General features: G+C 44.6%; 10 protein-coding genes. 3 read left to right on the top strand and 7 right to left on the bottom strand.

All coding sequences use genetic code 11. The annotated features are described in order from the left end of the window. Nucleotides 1–178: 178 nt before the first annotated feature. The 6 genes from QUA83_RS04025 to QUA83_RS04000 all read right to left on the bottom strand — a co-directional run bounded on the left by QUA83_RS04025 (nt 179) and on the right by QUA83_RS04000 (nt 12753). A complete protein-coding gene (locus QUA83_RS04025) occupies nt 179–463 on the bottom strand; it encodes a DUF2470 domain-containing protein (protein ID WP_333291682.1) in 285 nt (94 codons plus the stop codon). Nucleotides 464–674: 211 nt separating this feature from the next. Next, nucleotides 675–2831, bottom strand: a complete 2157-nt coding sequence (locus QUA83_RS04020; RefSeq protein ID WP_333291680.1) for a flotillin family protein — start codon at nt 2829–2831, stop codon at nt 675–677. A gap of 140 nt (nt 2832–2971) precedes the next feature. After that, entirely contained in the window at nt 2972–3604 is a 633-nt protein-coding gene (locus tag QUA83_RS04015) for a response regulator (RefSeq protein ID WP_445301759.1), read from the bottom strand. Between the two features lie 81 nt (nt 3605–3685). Beyond that, on the bottom strand, nt 3686–4717 hold the full coding sequence (locus tag QUA83_RS04010; protein ID WP_333160272.1) for a response regulator: 1032 nt from the start codon (nt 4715–4717) through the stop codon (nt 3686–3688). Continuing rightward, on the bottom strand, nt 4714–11343 hold the full coding sequence (locus tag QUA83_RS04005; RefSeq protein WP_333160286.1) for an AAA family ATPase: 6630 nt from the start codon (nt 11341–11343) through the stop codon (nt 4714–4716). The genes QUA83_RS04010 and QUA83_RS04005 overlap by 4 nt, the downstream gene beginning before the upstream one ends. A gap of 129 nt (nt 11344–11472) precedes the next feature. Further along, nucleotides 11473–12753, bottom strand: coding sequence for a glycosyltransferase (locus QUA83_RS04000; RefSeq protein ID WP_333160273.1), 1281 nt, complete (start codon nt 12751–12753; stop codon nt 11473–11475). A gap of 350 nt (nt 12754–13103) precedes the next feature. Here QUA83_RS04000 and QUA83_RS03995 point away from each other — a divergent pair, with 350 nt between their 5' ends. The 3 genes from QUA83_RS03995 to QUA83_RS03985 all read left to right on the top strand — a co-directional run bounded on the left by QUA83_RS03995 (nt 13104) and on the right by QUA83_RS03985 (nt 13878). Continuing rightward, entirely contained in the window at nt 13104–13298 is a 195-nt protein-coding gene (locus QUA83_RS03995; protein WP_333160275.1) for a hypothetical protein, read from the top strand. A gap of 64 nt (nt 13299–13362) precedes the next feature. Beyond that, nucleotides 13363–13575, top strand: a complete 213-nt coding sequence (locus QUA83_RS03990) for a hypothetical protein (protein WP_333160277.1) — start codon at nt 13363–13365, stop codon at nt 13573–13575. A 75-nt stretch (nt 13576–13650) separates the two neighbouring features. Further along, the gene (locus QUA83_RS03985; RefSeq protein WP_333160279.1) at nt 13651–13878 is read left to right on the top strand and encodes a hypothetical protein; all 228 of its coding nucleotides are present in this window, start codon (nt 13651–13653) and stop codon (nt 13876–13878) included. Between the two features lie 666 nt (nt 13879–14544). Here QUA83_RS03985 and QUA83_RS03980 read toward each other — a convergent pair. Next, nucleotides 14545–17454 (bottom strand): NHLP bacteriocin export ABC transporter permease/ATPase subunit, encoded by a 2910-nt coding sequence (locus QUA83_RS03980; RefSeq protein ID WP_333291678.1) that lies wholly within the window; start codon nt 17452–17454, stop codon nt 14545–14547. Nucleotides 17455–17568: the final 114 nt, after the last annotated feature.

Raw genomic sequence — 17568 nt, 5'->3', positions numbered from 1 at the left:
AGTTTAGAGAAGAATTAAACTTTATTAAATATTTTGTTTGCAGTCAGGATTTTAGTCGTTAAAATGATTTAATCAAACTAAAGGTTTGTAGTAAGGAGGTTAGTCCTTAACAACTATTTAAGCGGACTAAATTCCGTACTGCAAACGTTAAAATTATAACAGCCTAGTAAGCAATTGACTACTTAGCAACTTTTCGAGCTTGTTTCACCATTTCAATGAGAGTGTGGTGAGCATCTTCGGCATCTTTTAAAGTGCGATCGAAATTTACTCTGACAGGCACTGTTTCGTCGTTGACTTTAGCGGTTAAATCCATGCCGTTGGCATCAATAGCGAGCATTTGAGCTTCTGTAGCCTCTGGTTTGCCGCCAAATGCTTGAGCGTAAAGCACGACAGCGCTAGCGTGGTCTTCGTTCATGTGAGTGCAGATGCGATCGCTAATCTCAGTGGAAAACTGTTCTGACATGGGGAGATTCCTCGGATGCAATATCGATCGATTGTACTGCGATTTGCCACAACTGAGAGAGAGATTCATTGGGAGCAAATAGAATTCGCGTCTACACAAACTTTAGTCCGCCTGGGCGGACTGAAAGAGAAGAGACTAAATCCGGTGTAAGGTGCGCCCGGTCGCACCCTACGAATGATGAAATACCATCATTTAACTTGCCAAAAACTACCTAACTAAAAGATCGAAACGGCAATTCATCAAACCGCGCATCAATATCAGACTCAGAATTCCCAACGGGGGAATTAGCGCGAGATGCTGACGGCTTAACAGAATTCGCCTGGGCTACTGATAACTTGGCCGCAGGTTGCGATTTCTGTAGGTTAACTACAGGTAACTCCCCGCCATTTTCTCCATTTTTGCTCGTTTGATTCCACATCATCATTCCCAGCAAACCATCAACCAAACCGCCACCGCTACCGTTGCCTGTTACCGCAACATCCGGCACAACTCGCACATTGCGATCGCCTATAATTTGCATTAACTGCAAAGCCGTATAACCCGAACCTCCCAAAGCCACAACACCCGCGCGATAAGCTTCAGCTTGAGCATTTCCCTTCACCCGAATCGACTCAGCTTCGCCTTGAGCTTGTTTCACCTGAGAATTCGCTTTCAACTCAGAAATCTTCACGCCTTGTTCCGATTTCACCATCTCTTGTTGAATCTCAGCCAGCGCCGTTTCCCGCACCAATTGTTGCCGCTGAGTTTGTGCTAATTGCTGCACCTCATAAGTCTTGCACTGTTCCTCAGCAATTTTGCGATCTGTTTGAGTTTGCATCAACTCTGCAGGCGGCAAAATATCCCCGATTAAAGTATCAATTGCCTGCACGTCGTAGGTACGCAAAGCTGCTTTGATATACTCGGCAGCTTCCGCTTGTCTGCCGCTTCTTGCCGAGAGAAAATCTAATACAGAATAAGCTTGAGCCGAATTGCGGAAATAATTCCCAATTGTCGGCTGCAAAACATGGTCAACTAAGTTCTGCATGGAACCGACGCGAGAAATAACTTTCGGAGCATCCAAGGCTCCAACGTGAATAATCTGAGCTACTTCTAAATCAAAGGCAAAACCGTCTTGAGAACGCACGGTTAAAGACGAAAGTTTAGAATCATAACTGTGCCGTTCTGTTTTACCAGACCAATTCAATACTATATTAGTAGTCGGGACTAACTCTACTTTCAAAATGCGAGTGTTCAGCGGATGTTTCCCCGGATAAAGAGGTGTCACCCAAACCCCTTTATTGCCGACATTTACTAAATTTCCGTGAGTGAAAGCAGCACCGCTCACATCTTCCGAGGTTTTGCCGACATAGGAAATCACCGCGCCGACATAGCCGATCGGGATTTCCGTCATCGGCACTTGTTCCACCCCGACAAACCAAGGATTTAAATTCCAAGAACCCGAAAGCAAAACCTGTTCCTGCAAGCCGCGCCGCCCGCCGCCGCTGATAAATTTCTGGGCGTTTTGGAAGTTGTCGTGATTCGGGATAATCGGGCCGGCAATTTCGCCATCTTGGATCGGAACGCCGTCATAAGTTGTGACGACTCCCACTTTATCGGGAGCAATTTTGTAGAGTTTCAACTGTTCCGCTGTCATCCCGTGTTTGGGAGCATTAGCTGCTGTAATTACCGTAAATAATGCCGTATTGATCCGATAGCTGCCGCCCGTCAGGATGCCGAGTTGGCGACCTTTTTCCCCGCCACCTTTAAGGAATTTGCGAGCATCTTGAAAATTGTCGCATTCTGTGATTTTGCCCAGGATGCGCTGCGGCGGAATCGACTCGCCGGCGGCGGCGATAATTAAAGCAATTTCACCTTGGGGAACTACAGTCAGAGACTCTTTGCGAACGTTGTACTGCAAAGGCCAATAACCCCAGTGCCAACCGGGGGGCAAAGTATCAGCTTGATATCCCGCTTCTCCGTTTAAGGCAATTAAATCTCCGGGCGGTAAAGACTTGCCGCCGAAGCTAAACTTTTTACTGACAATGCCCACTTCCCGATCGCCAATTACTACCAATCCGCCAAAAAATAGCGGCAGCACCAGAATAATTATCATACCGCCGATCGCGATCGGGATAAATCCGCCCGGATCGAGCTGCATTGTCTGCACCGGAACAGTGCTGCGTAACTGCCCTAACTGCAAGCTAGAATCAGGTTTTGCGACTAACTGAGTCGAGGTTTGATTTGCGGGGGGGATATTGCTAGCTGCTAATACCGGCGAGGGTTTCAAACTGGTTGTTGCACTAAGTGCTAAAGACGCCGAAACAGCGGCTGCAAACTGTTTTAAAAAGCGGACTTTGACTTGAGATTTGGACAAAAATGAATAAAGCATTTTTTTTGAGCAGGGCTAATTTGTCCTAGGAGCTCCAGCTTAGCCTTACTAAAAAGTTTTGGCGTAAAACTTAAGGTCTTATTTATCATTATTTGCCGTCATAATAGTCATATTTCTCAGTAAAAATACTTATAATTAAACTACAGGCTGACAATCCCCCGTTTTAATGCGGAAATCGCGGCCTGCGTGCGATCGCTAACTCCCATTTTGCTCAAAATATTGTTGATGTGAAACTTGACGGTACTTTCGCTGATGTGCAGAACTTCACTAATCTCGCTGTTGCTTTTACCAGCGACTATGAGGCGGAGAACTTCTAATTCGCGATCGCTCAATTCAGGTCCACTCAGGCGATCGGCTAACTTAACACCCACTGCCAGCGGAATGTACTTTTTACCCTCAAAAACCGCCCGAATTGCTGCTAAGAGCTCCTCTGGTTCCGCATCCTTCAGCAGATAGCCCTTAGCACCAGCTTGCAATCCGCGATAGATGTTTTCATCGCCGTCATAAGTCGTCAGCACCACAATCCGGGCGCTGGGAAACTCCGCACAAATCGCAGCAATGGCGGCGACTCCATCCATTTGGGGCATCCGCATATCCATAAGGGTGACATCGGGCTGATATTCGCGAAACATTGTAACAGCTTCTTGCCCGTTGCTTGCTTGCGCCACAACTTTAACATCTGATTCCTGATTCAGCAGCGCCACTAAACCTTGCCGCACAATATAATGATCGTCTGCAATTAAAACGCGAATAATGTTTGATTGGTTAATCATGTTGACCCTGTTAATTTTATTAAAAAAACTGAATTTATCACTACAAACTTACTATGTATGGTGCGAAATATCTACCTTACTTTACTGTCGATTAACTGAAACTATAACTTCTGTTCCGTTTCCAGGGTGGCTGTTTACAGTTAGCTGCGCGTTAATGCGATCGGCGCGTTCTCTCATTCCCAATAAACCAAAGCCATTGCTCAAACCGATACTTTCCGTATTAAATCCCTCTCCGTTGTCTTGCACCCGCAAAAAAAAGTTGGATGTTTCGTATACTAACTCAATTTTTATCGACGTAGCTTTGGCATATTTGAAAGCATTTGTTAATGCTTCCTGCCCGATCCGCAACAGGTTATTTTCTACCTCTAATGGTAGCGAATATGCCGTGCCAACCACTTCAACAATAGTGCGAGTATCAGTATCTGATGACATTTGTTTAGCAATTTTGTTGAGAGCGCTATACAAATCGCCATCCTCTAACAGTTGCGGGCGCAAAGATTCTACGGATCGCCGTGCTTCAGCAAGTCCAGAACGAGCCAGTTCGCAGACTGTTTTCATGTGTACTTGTGCTTGTTCTGGATTTGTGGGTATTACCCGTTGTGCGGCTCCCAAATGTATGATAATGCCTGCAAAAGTTTGCGCTAAAGTGTCGTGAATTTCCCGCGCCATGCGGTTGCGCTCTTCGAGAATATTTTGGTCTATAAGTTGTTTAGATATCCTACTCAGACGCAATTGATTTTCGACGCGAACTAAAACTTCTTGTTGTTGAAAAGGTTTGGTAATGTAGTCTATTCCGCCCACAGAAAATGCGTTTACTTTATCAAAAATTTCTTGCAAAGCGCTGATAAAAATTATGGGAATATTTTGAGTTTTGGGAGTAGATTTTAGCTGCTTGCAGATTTCGTAGCCATCCATGTGAGGCATCATAATATCCAGTAAAATTAAGTCTGGTAAGTTGGTATTGATAAAATTAAGAGCTAATTTCCCACTGGGAGCCAGGTGAACTTTATACCCAGCAGCCGATAGTATCCCGCTTAAAAGTTTTAAGTTCTCAGGACAATCATCAATAACTAAAATACTTTCTTGGCAGCTAAAACTGAGGTTTTTGTTCATGTCTCATCCCTCAATGTGTGTATTACATTTAGCAACTGTTCGTACTGAAAATTTTTAATGCAAGCTGCGATCGCCCTAGCTAAGGGCTGATTGATTTCGCGAATTTGATTGATGACTGTTTGCATCTGTTCCACATCGAGGTTGCTAATGGCTTGCTGGAGATTGGCTACTAACTCAGTAGGCAGTTCAGAAAAAGCTGTTTTTGTCAATACATTTACTTCATTTTCTGTGAAACTGGGCGCAGCATTTAGTTCTTCAAAAACGAATTGCACTCCGATATGTTTGTGCAGAGCATCAAATATGTTTGCTTCTCTAAATGGTTTGCAAATAAAATCCTCGCACCCGGTAGAGAGGATAAGAGCTTTCTCTTCCTCAAAACTACTTGCTGTTATAGCAATAATTGCTGTTGCTTGACTTTCGACACCCCCGCCGCCGTTAACAAGGGAGGATCTTGAGGATGCTTTGGCTTTAATTTGTTTGGTTGCTTCATACCCATCCATCACCGGCATCCGCATATCCATAAAGATTAAGTGCGGCGAATATTGCTCCCACTTTTCTATTGCTTCTCTCCCATTTTTGGCTTCGTAGACTTCTAAACCGATCGCGGAAAGCAGTTTAACCAGCAGTTGCCGGTTGTCAAAAGCGTCGTCTGCAATGAGAATTCGATAGCGGGGTTGATTGGGTGCGATCGCAATAACTCGTCTAGTTGGCTGTTCCCGTTGGCGATCGGTACTTTCAACTGCATTAAATTTAATGTCAAATTTGAAGATAGTACCGCCTCCCGCACGAGAACTCACTGTCATTTCACCTCCCATTAACTGCACAAAAGAACGTGCGATCGTTAAACCTAATCCTGTTCCTTGTTGCGATTCTTCTCCAGTTTTAGTTTGCACAAAAGCTTCAAAAAGCTTGTCTAATTCACTGCCATCAATTCCCTCTCCCGTGTCTTCTATCTCAAAGCAGATTTCCTGAGCAAGATCCTGATTTTTAATTTTCACATAAATGCCACCTTCCGATGTGAATTTAATCGCGTTAGAAATCAAGTTAATCAAGATTTGGCGCAATTTAATTTCATCAGTTTGCACATATTGGGGAAGGTCTGACATCCGCTCGACTAAGAACTGCAATCCCTTATTTTCTGCCGGCAGTTGGAACATATTTTCGATGTCGTCCAGTAGGCGGTGGAGGTCAAAATTTGTCGGGTTGAGAGTCGTGCGCCCCGCTTCTATTTTGGATAAATCTAATACTTGGTTAATCAGTCCGAGCAAATGTTCTCCGCTGCGGGTGATAATATCCAGGTGTTCTTGCTGTTCCTGCAATAGGTTAGAACCGCGATTCAACAGTTGGGAAAAACCCAGAATTGCATTGAGGGGAGTCCGCAATTCATGGCTCATATTTGCGAGGAATGTGCTTTTTGCTCGGTTGGCTTCTTGTGCTGCGTGTTCGGCTCGTTGTCGCTCGATAATTTCTCGCTGGAGTTCGAGAGTGCGATCGCTCACTTGCTGTTCTAAAGTGCGGTTGTAATCAGCTAAAACTTTTTCTGCTTGTTTGCGATCGGTGATGTCTTGAAATGTGGCGATCGCATAATTAATTTTACCTGTTTCGTCAACAATTGGAGTGCTGGAAACTTCCAAGGAAACAATTTTATCAGGTCGGTGGAACTCGATATCATCTACTTTGACAGTTTCACCCGTCAAAGAACGCACGATTGGCATTTGTGCAGTGGGATATAACTCATTAGTTCCTGCTAAATACGCTTGACCGATTTCGGCAAATTGAGCGGCATTTAATTCGGGTATATAATTGATGCCGCTGAGTTGGGAAGCTGTAGGATTTGCGTAGGAAATTTGTCCGGCGCTGTCAATTACTGTTACTCCAATCGGCATCGCATTGATAAATTGAGTAAGCCGATTTTCGCGTTCTTTTACTTCCGCGTAGAGTTTAGCATTGGTAAGTGCGATCGCCGCTTGTCCCGATAACAATTGCAAAACTTCTAAACGTTCGGGAGTAAAAGCTTGTGTCGTGAGGTTATTTTCGAGATAAACAATAGCAGCCAGTTGACCTTGATTCATCAAAGCAGCACACAAAATAGATTTGGGCTGACGAGCTTTGATGTAAGAATCATTCGTAAAATTGCCTTCACGAGGGGCATTATTTAAAACCACATTTTCTTTTGTTCGGGCGACATAATTGATAATTGTTTCGGAAAATTTCTGGCAATTTTCAACTGGTTCAGATTGCAACACCGTTATCCGTTCGTCGTTCACTGCACCTTCAGCTTCAATCAGCAATTTGCCTTGACTTTCTAAAAGTAAATACCCTTTTTGAGCCCCGACATTTTCAATCAAAATTTTCATCAATCTGGACAGTAATTTATCCTGTACAATTTCCCCAGCAATTGCTTCAGAAGCTTTCATGACTGTAGCGATATCCAAGGAAGAACTAGAACGGCTGTTCGTAGTAGATGTAGTTGAACTTTTTTTACTTACAGGTCGATCGATCGTAAATAATTGCGGATATCGCGTTTCTAAATCTTTAACTTTAGCCGCCGCACCCCAGAGTTGATAGCAGTAACAGGATTCCTGCATATAAGCTTTGGCTGTTAATTCTTTCCCCCTGGATAAATAGAACTTGGCAGCAAGTTCATAAGCGAGAGCGGCTTCGTGGATGTACTCGTTTTCTTTGGCGAGGGAGATGGCGCGATCGTAATAGTCGATTGCTTCCACAACTTGACCCAAAACTTCACTCCGAAGTGCCTCTACTAAATAAAATTTATGCAAGTGATTCATCGGAGCATGATGCGCCCAGGTACGCATTTTCTCTTGGCTGCTATTCACGCGATTTAGTATAGCATTTCGTTCCGAGTTTGAAGATTTATTAAATATAGTTAAATGCGCGAGAGAGTCATAAAAATAAAAAACAGGGACAGCAACCATTCCTGTCATACCAATTAAATACTGTTCTGCAGTTACTGCATTATCTGCTGCCTGATGAGCTTCATCAAATAAATAGTATAAAATTAATTTATTTAAATAAAATAAACCTAAACCTTGTTTATCTTGAGTAGCTTGATGTATAGATAAAAATTCATTTTCATTGTAATTATCACTATTTAAATCAAGAGTATTCTTATGTTTTTTTTGTAAATTACGAACAATTTGTAAATACATTAATACCCAATTAAAGCTACTTTTTTGTCGAGCTTTGCTAAGAATTTCACAATAATTTATTATTTCCTGTTCTAGTGCCACAAGTTCATAACCCATTGAATATGAATTAAAGCAGCGATCGAATAAAGCATAACCAATAAATTCAAAATCTCCTGTTTCCACTGCACTATAATAAGCTTCAAGTAAAATTTCTCTACTTTCTTTTAGATGCTTTTTCCAATGTATAATGTGATTGCCAAAAGCATCTAAAACTCTAGCCTTAACTTGGCGAGCATTAAAGCGTTCTATTAACTTTAAGGCTAGTTGAGAGAATTCATAACCTGCCTCAATATCTACAACAATTCCACACAAAACAACGCCGTAGGCTGCATAAGCAAAAGCAGACCAGATTGAATTTCCGTATTTGATGGATAAATTGACATTAGCTAAAACAATTAGTGTCATTAAATCACGATTAGTTAAATAGGTAGTACCTATCATTCTTGAACAAATAAATAAAGCGGTTCGAGCTTCTGGTTGCGTCATTTCAGGCCACTCAAATAATTCTTTTATTTTTCGTCCCTTTAACAGGGTAGTTGTTTCTTCAAAGCCCTTTTTAATATCCTCAACTTTTGGCTGTTCTGGCAAATCAATTCCTAACAACTTAAGAAAAAATAAACCTGTTTGCACTCCTTCTTTAAAGTTTCCTTGAGACATATGAGCTTGAATAATCACATCGTAAATTTTTGCTTTTGAAATTACTATTACTGTAGATTGTAATGCAATCTCTGATAACTTATTCATTATGATGAAATTACCTGTTAGATAGGCTGTCTCTACTGCTTCTTCATAAAGGCACAAAGTTAAGTTATAGGAATTTTGCCAACTATCTGCACTCAACATTTTTAGGCCAACATTAAAATGCTCAAACGCTGCTTCATAAGCAGTTGATGCTTTAGCCTTTTGACCTGCTATCAGGTTTAACTGAGCCAGTTCATCTCTTTCTCGCTGATGGGAAATTAGATCGCAACCAAAATTTAGTTGATTGACAATTTCAAAGATTTTTTCTTCTGTATGATAGGCATTTGTACTGTCATCTACGAGGCTATTTTGCAGCAAAAATCTCCCAATTCTTTGATGCAAAATCGGCTTATCCTGTTCGGGAATTAGCGAATACGCCGCTTGCTGAATTCTGTCATGGACAAATTTGAGTTCTAGGAATTGGGACTTGGGTAATTTCCCTGCAATTTCTAATTCCACATCTCCCATGTTCCCCAGCAACACGACTAAATTTTCAGCAACGGCTGCGTACAACTCATCCGCCGTTTGTCCCACAGATTTTTCGCAAAGTGAGGCGAGGGTTTTCAAATCGAATTGATTGCCAATGCAGGCTGCTATTTTTAACGTTTCCTGCGTATTCTGTGACAGTTGTTTAATTTTGCCAGCCATCAATTCGACAACATTATCAGTGAAATTTCTCGCTTGAATTTTATCTAAATCCCACTGCCAACTCCCCTGGCTCCCCTCTTGGCAAGACTGGTCTGTTTCATTCTCTTGTAGGGGCAATCCCCCCGTGGTTGCCACAATATCTGAAAGCCCTGTAGGGGCAATCTCCCCACGCGCGGCGAAGCTATCCTGTAGGGAATCGCCCTCGTCTATCGGCTGGGGGGGCACGGGGGCACTGCCCCTACAAAACCCTGGTTTTTGTGAGAATGAAACAGCCCTGGGGGTAAAGTCGAATTGTAATAGCCCTTCTGTATAAAGCGATTTGAGAAATTCATTCATAAAGAAAGGATTCCCACCCGTTTTGAAAAAGACTAACTCCGCAAGGGAGTTGACTCTTGCTTCCTGACAATTCAGGGCATCGGAAATTAGTTGAGTAACAGAGGCTAAATCCAAAGGTGACAGGAAAATGCGATCGACATTTGCCCCTGTTTTGATAATCTCTGCAATCGTTAGCATTAACGGATGAGCCGCAGAAACTTCGTTATCCCGATAGGCCCCAATTAAAAACAGTCCCGTTGACGAAGCGCCGAGCAGCAGTTGCATCAGTTTCAGAGATGCCCCGTCAGCCCACTGCAAATCATCGATAAATATTGTCAGAGGATGTTCGGGTTTAGTAAAAACTTTAATGAAGTTTTGAAACACAAAATTAAAGCGGTTTTCCGCTTCTGCAGCACCCAATTCTGGCGGCGCGGGTTGCTTGCCGATAATTAATTCAATTTCGGGAATTACGTCAATAATGACTTGAGCGTTGATTCCCAATGCGTCTAATAATTTTTCCCGCCATTCTTTAAGTTGCACTTCGCTTTCTGTTAACAGTTGTTTGGCTAAATCCTGAAAAGCGCTGACAATTGCGCTGTAGGGAATGTTGCGCTGATATTGGTCAAATTTGCCGGATATAAAATAACCGCGCTGTTGAGTAATCGGCTTGTATAATTCTTGCACCAAAGCTGATTTGCCGATACCCGAATATCCCGAAATCAGCATCAGTGAACTTGTGGCACAGACATCTTTGCCTTGTTGGCTGACTTGTGCAAAAGCTGTCAGTAAGCTATCAATTTCTCGCTCTCTGCCATAAAGTTTTTGTGGAATTTGAAAACGGTTAGAAATATCTTGACTCCCTAGGGTAAAAACTGATATATTGTTATGGCTGTGCAGTTGATTTAAACATTCTTCTAAATCCGCTTTTATTCCGATCGCACTTTGATAGCGCTCCTCAGCGTTTTTTGCCATCAACTTCATGACAATATCGGAAATAATTTGCGGAATTTCAGGATTCACCTGAGATGGAGACAAGGGCTGTTTAGCGAGATGACTGTGTACTAATTCCAGCACATCATGGGTGTCAAAAGGCAGTTGGTATGTCAGCAGTTCGTAAAAGGTAGCGCCCAGGGAATAAAAATCTGTGCGGTAATCTAAACTTCTATTCATTCTGCCGGTTTGTTCCGGCGACATATAAGCAAGAGTTCCCTCTAAAATGTTGGGATTTTTTAGGGTGTTATTCTCCCGCGTCAACTGCGTCGAAATCCCAAAGTCGATGATTTTGAGTTCTCCGCTAGCTGGATTGAAGACAATATTTGAAGGGTTAATGTCTTTGTGAATGATGTTGGCGCTGTGAATTTGTTGTAAACTTTCTGTGGTTGCGATCGCAATTCGCAAGAATTCTGCAATACTAAATTTTTGCTGCTGCATCCAAATTTTCAAGGCTTCGCCACCAAAATCCTCGACAAACATCACCAGCGTGTTTTGATATGGCTGCAAATCATAGGCTTTTATACAGCCACTCAGATTCAGAGATTGTGTAATTTTATACTCTGTGCGATAGCGGGCGAGTTCTTGGGGCGTGGGATAATTTTCTTTGAGGATTTTGAGGACAACGGGGAGACTGTCGGGTTGTCGGAATGCTCGGTAAACCAGGGAGTTTGCGCTTTCGTAGATGAGCTCTGTGATTTCAACGCCCGGAAGAGTCAGCATATTCATACCGCTGTCAACTTTGCAGTAGAACATAGCATAAATTTGCTCCTCACACCAGAGGTGCGTGAGCCATCAGTGGATTTTAGATTTTAGATTTTAGATTTTAGATTTGACTCCACATCTGAGATTTTAGATTTTAGAAGCCAAGACAGGCTTCCCAGTCAATACAGCTTGTTCGATAATGTCAGCGGCGCGCTTGACTCCGCCCGATCGCCCGATCGCCCCTTGCATCTCGATCGCCCTTTGTTTATACGACTCTTGGGTGAGGACTTTCACAATTGCCGATCGTACTTTAGAAACGCTCAATTCCTTCAAAGCAACCACTTCGCCAACACCCGTATAAGCAATCCGCGCTGCCACTCCCGGCTGGTCATTCGCCACAGGAATTGCCACCATCGGTACTCCATTGCTCAAAGATTCCAAAGTCGTATTCATCCCGGCGTGAGTAATCGTCAGAGCAGCTTTTTGCAGCAATTCTAATTGCGGTGCATAGCCAACCACGATCGGATTTCCCGGCAATTGTGGCAAGGATTCGGGACTCGCGCCACCTCCCAGAGAAATCACCAATTGAGCGTCTAATCCTTCACACGCAGAGGCAATGGTTTGAAAAACATCCAGCAAGCGATTTTGAATAGTTCCCATTGAGGCATAAATCAATGGTTTCCCAGTTAATTGTTCAAAAGGAAAAGGTACTGGTTTGCGTGTCTCTGGATTATGATAAGGGCCAGTGAAATGGAAATGCGGGGGTAAATTTTGTCTGGGAAACTCAAATTCAGCGGGTTGTTGAGTGATTTGAGCTAATTTCGAGTAACCATCATTCGGGTTAGAGTACAGAGGTAATTTCCACTCTTGGCGATATTGGGCAATAACATCTCGAATTGGTTTAACAGCCAGATTTAGTAACTGATAGGTGACTTGATTGCGTAGGCGGTTTGCTAAAGTTGGATTGTATTGCCACGGAGTACCAAACGGAGGAATGTTAGGGTCTCGATTTACCATCAAGGCACTGCACACTGTGATGAAAGGAAGGTTGAGAAATTCTGCAATTGTTCCTCCTTCAAATGAAAGTTGGTCTACGAGTAAAGCTTCTACACCGGCTTTTTGAATGGCAGTTGGAGCCTCTGTCAGAAGAGCAGCCCAAATTTGGGTGAATGTTTTGATAGTATATCGAAAGGCTTTGATTCCGCTGAGTTTCCCCAGTTGGCCCAAGCCTTCTGCCATTGAGCCTGCGGGAAATTCATCTTCAGCTAATGGCTGGAATTCTAAGCCACTGGCTAAGGTGGTGGTTTTAGCATCGAGGAGGTTAAATACGGTGACTCGATGGCCTCGGCGAAGCAGTTCGCAGCCTAATGTTGTCATGGGGTTGAGGTGGCCGGTGGATGCCGGACAAAGGAGGCAAAAGTGGGTCATGAGTCAAGGCTCCGTGTGAGTTTAAACTTTTTAGCATTTAATCGGCGGTGTGAGGGATTTGTGTTGGGGCGTTGGGGAGTTGGGGCGATCGCTTGGAGAAACTCAGTAATGGGGCGCAGGCTTTAGTCATTGCAAGAGACTGTTACCAGTATATAGTTGTATGCGATCTGCGATACCTAGCCAAAAGTTCAGGTAATCTTCTCAACTAAAGGTTAGTTCAAACTAAGTTGTTTTTATAGGTTCACAACTCTACTTTTAGCTAGCTAATTTAGCCTAGGAATTTAATAAACTAAATTTACGCATAGGCCAGCCAGAGCCTAGCTGTAAAAAATCAACAAGGAGTAACTTCCATGTCGAGTGAAAGTATCATAAAAAAAGCAGCAGAACAAGAAAGCTCAATTAATAAAGAATTGAGCGACTTGGAACTCGAAGCGATCGCAGGTGGTATGCGTACTCTCACAATCGAAGGCCCAGTGCCGGACTATCTGAAACCCCGCATATCCACGCAACTGATTAACTACATGCAGTCCTATTTCGGGAAATGAGCTGCTTGTAACTAGAAGCGACCGCGCTTGTCCTGAGTTTAAACATCTAAGGAGAAAACATCTGATGGAAAGCAACGATCAATTTTCGCAAGAATTACCGTCTGAGTTGTCCCAAATCGCAGAATCAGAACCGGAAAATTCAACTAATCAAGAATTGGACGAATTGGAATTAGATGCGCTCGCAGGCGGTTTGGGTTTTATGTTTCAAGATTGGCATAATATCCCCCGCTTCTCTCCGATAAATTATGAGGCATTTGCGGGTAAAAAAGTTGGATAGCAGGCAACTTTCCTAGGAGTTGGTTCAATCGCTTTTGGAAACAAATTGCACTAATTGTGCAAGGAGAAAACATCAATGGAAAGCAACAATAAATTTTTCCAAAAAGTACCGTCCGAATCCCAACAAGAAAACTCAAGCGCTGAAGAATTGAACGAATTGGAATTAGAGGCGATCGCGGGCGGCTGTTCCGATGCTGTCGATCAAGCTCGGGCTGCTGGTATCCCTGTTCTCACAATCAACCAACCGCCTCCAAAACTGCGCTTGACAATCCCTACGAAGATGTTGGAACTTTTGGGTTCATAACACAAGTTAAAAACGTTACACCCGCAGTCCGGCAGTCCGGCAGGGGTTTAAACCCCTGCCTCATAGCATAAGTCCTCTCAAAGAGGACTAATAAGTTATATCAGATCCGGTCGATTCGAGGGCGATCTAAAAAGGTTTGTAGTCCGGACAACAGTACGCAGCATTTTGCGGACTGTTGTCCGCACGATCGATCGAATCTTATTGCGGTCGAGCGACCGAATCTAATATTATTCAGTCCTCTTTGAGAGGACTTTCGCTATGAGACAGGGAATTAATTCCCTGTCTGACTGTGGCATAAATTTTAAGTTGACAGGACGAAAATTCAAGCCTAGGTTCCTAGAAAATACCTGTAATTTATTATGGATACAATACAGCCACTATACCTCATGCAGCAAGCCCCCGATATGAGTAACGCTACAATATTTAGCGTTGGCTTAGTTATCCTCTGCTTGCTATTGCTACTTTTGTTGTGGTTGCCAGATTTGCTAACAAAACAATAAGCAGTCCGGCAACGAGCAATGTACGGGATGTAACGGATGTAAAGGAGATGTTGCACCATTTTTAATCAGGCTTTTATGAACGGGCAAGATGCCCGCTCCACAAAGAGTGAATTTCTTGTGGAACGGGCATCTTGCCCGTTCTTGAGAATGGTTGTACGTTGAATACCTACTCTATCTGCCTCGCCACCAATCTAGCAAATAATCCTCCCTGTTTTACCAATTCATCAAACGAACCAAATTCTACCAAACGGCCGGCTTCAATTACATAAATGCGATCGGCATTGCGAATCGTACTCAGGCGGTGGGCGATGACAACTCGCGTCACATTCAACTTGTCTAAACTCTCAGTAACGATCGCCTGCGTGCGGTTGTCCAAAGCACTCGTAGCTTCATCCATCAGGATAACCTTTGGTTTGACAACCATCGCGCGGGCAATTAACAATCTTTGCCGCTGTCCTCCCGAAAGATTCGTGCCGCCTTCGCTGACAACCGTGTGCATTCCCATCGGCATTTGTTCGATATCGGCGGCTAAACCGGCCATTTGCGCGGCTTCCCAAGCTTCCTCCTGCGTTACCAGCGCCCCGCACGTAATATTGTCAAACATCGAACCGGCATTAATTCTGCCGTTTTGCAGCACTACTCCTAACTGCCGCCGCACAGCTTGAACGTCGAGGCCTGCTAAATCTTGATTGTCGTAATAAACAGTGCCGCTTTGTGCTATTTCAAATCCCAATAACAGCCGAAATAATGTTGATTTGCCACTCCCCGACGGCCCGACGATCGCGATAAATTCCCCCGGTTGAATATTGATGCTGACATCATCTAAAATTGGGGGCCCGTCCTCCCGGTAGCGGAAAGTCGCCCTATCGACAGTAATTTGACCTTTTAAGCGCCCCGGATCGGCTTTTGTCGGGTCAGATTCCGGGATTCCCTGGACGATCGGTTTGGCTCGCTCCCACAGCGGTACAATTCCTAAAATATCAGTTACGGTATTGCTCAAGTCTGTGATGCCGGAAAGAAAGGTGCCGAAGGCGGAATTAAAAGCGAGAAATGTGCCCATGTTCAGTACGTCGCCTCCTGTTTTAGGGTTTTCCATGAACTGAATTGCAAACCAAAACATCAGGATAGAACTAACTAATGGCAGCGCTTCGTTAAAAACAGAAACGCTGTCGTCAATTCGTTTAATTCCTGTTCTTAGCTTGATTTGCTGGCTGTATTTTTTCGCCCAAGCTGCAAACGCTCGCCCTTCTGCAGCCGCTACCCGCAGCTTTGATACTCCGTTGATCAGTTCTACTGTCAGCCCGTTAATGTCGCCTTCTCCTGTTTCCATCTTCCGCTCTTTTGGGATTAAGAGCAAGCTCGATGTGACTGTTACTATAACCGCGAGCAAAGTTAAACCAATTCCGACTAAAGCCAGCGGCAGGCTGTAAATAAACATCAGCCCCAAATTCAGCAGGGAAAATATCGCGTTCAAAAGTGTTCGCTGCGTCGCGCCGCTGAGTTGGGCGCGAATTTGATTAACTGCTAATAAGCGAGTTAGCAAGTCGCCAGAAGAATAGCTGCGAAAAAACGCCGGTTTTAATCTCAGCAATCGATCCCAAACTGCCGGCTGGAGAGTGCCGCTGGCAGCATTTTCGATCCGCAGCGTCATAATTGTTTGAGCCATGCTAAATACAGCCCGTCCGATCGCCGCAACTAACAATACCAGCCCTAACTGCCACAGTAACAAACGATCGCTGTCAGGAATAGCATCATTGACTAAAATCGAGGTAGCTTGCGGCGTCACCATCCCCAGCAGCGTTCCCAATATCCCTAGCCCGAAAGCAGCGATCATGTCTTTTTCGTAGCCCTTCGTCCCGAACCTAAACAGTTCCGCAGCGTTGCGAACTAATAGCGGCAGGGGTCGGTAAAACATGAGAGTTTCTGGCGACAACTCTTGGGCTACTGCTTTAGTTACCCGTTGGCGACTGCGCTCGATCGGATCGAACAAAGTATAACGAGATCCCTTACCGGGCAACAAAGCTACTGGTCGCTCGTCGGACTTTGTATAAGCCAAAAGTGGGCCGCAGTTCTGCCGCCACCAATCTCCAACCAGCAGCACGCGGCGGGTGCGAAATTGGGACGATCGCGCGATCGCCTCCATCGGATCTTTAACTCGGCTGAAATCTTCGGAGCCCGCCGGGGGATTGACTGTTATCCCTTGTGCCTTACCTACAGCCCCAGCAGCGATTAACAGCGGCGTTCCTTCCTCAGACAAGGCAGTTTTCCGGGGATGCAGCACCTCGGTTAACTCTCCCAAAGCTGTCTGAGTTACTTGGCGGTTTAGCTGTTCTCGTTCCTGAAAGCGCCGGAATTCCTCTGCTTTTTGCTGGGAAACCAGCAAGTTCAAGCAGCAGCAGAAATACTCGTGCAGCAAAGCTAAACTCAGGCGCAGCCAGTCGGCATTTTCCACCTCTGCTGTTGAGAAAATTTGCACCTCAACTTCCCCGGATGCCACCAGCAGGATATTCCCAGCCAAAGGAAAGGCTGGAGAAGCGGCATTTAACTTCAATTCCCCGACACTCGCATCGCCCGACGAGACGCGCACCCAGACAACTGTTCCCGGCGGCGATCGCAGCATTTGACCTTTTTGCAGCGATATCTGCTGCGACGCTGCTAAAACAACAGTTTCTGGGGCAACTTTTTCATCGGGGGCGTGAAGCGCATCTATCCCGTAGGGAATCACTCGTTCTCCCAAATTCTGTATCCACCCTTCCACAAGCGATCGCGTTTTGCTGTCACCAGCAGCAACTAAAGCGGCACAATCTGCGATCGCGATCGGTCCCAGTTCCGTTTCGGCGATCGCGATCGCCAGAAGTCCCCACTCATACCCCAGGGCGGCGCCGAACAAAGCCTCGCCTGCACCGACGCCGAACAGATAATGGCGGTTTCCGGCAGGCTTCTCACTTTGTATTTTGGCTGCAAAAACTGCGATCGCGCCCGATCGAACAATCCATACCTGATGCGGGTCATTCAGCAGCAGCGGTTCATTTCCTTTAATTCGGTGCAGTTTCTTAACAGGATTTAGATCGAGCATAGCTAGTAATTTGCGATTAGTAAAATCAAGTCGGGCAGGGGTTTAAAGCCCTGCCTCAAAGAAGACAGTCCGATTGAATCGATCGGGCTAATCCACAGATCCGCCGGGGATTAA

Origin of the sequence: Microcoleus sp. K1-B1 (genome assembly GCF_036704705.1) — a bacterium.
Classification (GTDB): Bacteria; Cyanobacteriota; Cyanobacteriia; order Cyanobacteriales; family Microcoleaceae; genus Microcoleus.
Note: the sequence above shows the minus strand (reverse complement) of the source record. Positions and strands in the feature narration are given on the sequence as shown.